Raw genomic sequence first — 1,781 nt, 5'->3', positions numbered from 1 at the left:
CATGGTCCCAAAAGTAGCATAGGCTATGAGCGCCAAAATAATCCTTTTCTTCAAGATTTTAATATATGAGCAAATAAAAAAAACGCTTTGAAGCGTTTTTTTGTGCCATTTAAGACTTTTTAGTAGGGCAGAACAGAAGTTAATTTATTGGGGCATAACAAACGTGTTCCAAACCATTACGGTCTCGGAAAGTTCCTGTTTTAGGGTTGAAAGAACGGTATTTTTTCTTGCAATAGTTAAGCCAATCAGATTCTAATGATTGTTGTACTGGCTCATATTCCACTGTTTGCGGAGCTTCATAAATTATCTGTTCCTGTGGAACCTGTTGATATACAATTTGATGCTGTGGTGCGGTTTGATAAACAACTTGTGGCTGTTCTGATTTTTTAAAAATTTTGCCGAGAAGTGCACCTGCTGCAAGAGCAAGAATGCCCATTGCTAAAGCTTCTCCTGAGTTATTTATATTAATACTACTGTGTTTTGTCTTTTTGCGCTCGACATAATGATATGTGTTGTGTTCAACATGATGGTGTTGTTGTGCTCCCCATTTATGGCTAACATAATGACGCGTGTGGGGATTATCAAAAGAGTGATGTTCACTATGAGAAAAATGGGAGCTAAAATTGTGAGACGGTAAACCAGCCTCCCTTCTCATGTCATAGTTATGATACCATGCCATATCTGCAAGCGTTGGATTTAATGGCATCAAAACGGTTGCAGTAGACATTGCTGATAATACCGCTAATCTGATCACTTTTTTCATAATGATGCTCCTTGTGTAAATTCGTATTTTTCACATCCTACACGTTTCAAACTGAATAGAGCCTGAACAATTTTGGACTTTATTGTGACAAAAAAATAAAAATTCATTTAGTTAAAACTATTATCAATACAGTAAAATAAAATCATGACAGAATTTTGATTTCAATTAATGTACTCTTCTTAAGGTTAATTAAGCAGCTTGTATTTAGAGCACCAGATTTTTTACTATTGGTTATAAATTATTTATTGATGAGTACTTTTTTATTGCTTGATACGATATGAATTGAACAATAGGTGTATGAACAAAAGTTATCGTTTTTTATTATAGGCTTATGGTGCTAAGATAGAACCTTATTTGTGTGATTGAATACAGTCCTGTTTGACTACTCTCTTGTGAGGCTAAATATTGAGTTCGATATCATATTATAACTGTATAAATATAATATATTGCGGGAACTTTTTTGATATATGGGAAACATTCTTGTTGGGATATGGCTGTTAGTTTGACAGTATTGGCATGACAAAATGCATTTGACACAATATTGCTGATGAGACGCGTGAAGGCACGTGGACGTGCTTGTATTTGTGTAGGGCTTTCAATGGTGTAGGAAAATTGGCGTTTGTGAAGATGTGCATCGGTAGAGAATTTTTGCATAAGAGCATTTAAATCAAAAGTTTTAACACACTCACTTTCTTCACTACGGGCAAAAGCAAGGTAATCTTCTAACATATTTTGCATGTCGCTCACATCTTGTTCAAGCTGCTTAATATCAAAGTCAGTATTTGCTAATGTTTGCTGAAGTTTAAAACGGGTGAGAATGGTTCTTAAATCATGGCTTACACCCGAAAGCATCGTGGTGCGTTGTTCGATATAGTTAGAAGATGGTGAGTGTGTGTATTTTGCTGGACATAAGTTTAGGGTTTTACATACACTGGGGCATTCCCCTGGTCATGTTATTTATTTCAATGAAAAAGAGCGCTTAGCCCTCTTGGGTGATGTTCTCTTTCGTGGTTCTATT

At 35.6% G+C, this 1,781-nt stretch carries 1 protein-coding gene and 2 pseudogenes; 1 reads left to right on the top strand and 2 read right to left on the bottom strand.

Annotation, left to right across the window (positions count from 1 at the left end):
* Positions 1–139: 139 nt before the first annotated feature.
* Together ACFIMC_RS04770 and ACFIMC_RS04765 are read right to left on the bottom strand one after the other, a co-directional pair.
* Positions 140–763, bottom strand: coding sequence for a BA14K family protein (locus ACFIMC_RS04770; RefSeq protein WP_375671836.1), 624 nt, complete (start codon positions 761–763; stop codon positions 140–142).
* Positions 764–1,234: 471 nt separating this feature from the next.
* Positions 1,235–1,633: pseudogene (locus ACFIMC_RS04765) on the bottom strand (sensor histidine kinase); the annotation flags it as partial.
* Positions 1,634–1,637: 4 nt separating this feature from the next.
* On the opposite strand from ACFIMC_RS04765, the pseudogene ACFIMC_RS04760 reads away from it, so the two are divergent.
* Positions 1,638–1,781: pseudogene (locus ACFIMC_RS04760) on the top strand (MBL fold metallo-hydrolase); the annotation flags it as partial.

The sequence above is a fragment of the Bartonella sp. AP21QHHD genome, assembly GCF_042196205.1.
Taxonomy (GTDB): domain Bacteria; phylum Pseudomonadota; class Alphaproteobacteria; order Rhizobiales; family Rhizobiaceae; genus Bartonella.
The sequence above is the reverse complement of the archived record's forward strand: the minus strand, read 5'-3'. Positions and strand labels throughout refer to the sequence as shown.

Excerpts from the sequence above, each read along its gene's own strand:
- ACFIMC_RS04770 (WP_375671836.1), bottom strand. The coding sequence starts at position 763 with ATGAAAAAAGTGATCAGATTAGCGGTATTATCAGCAATGTCTACTGCA.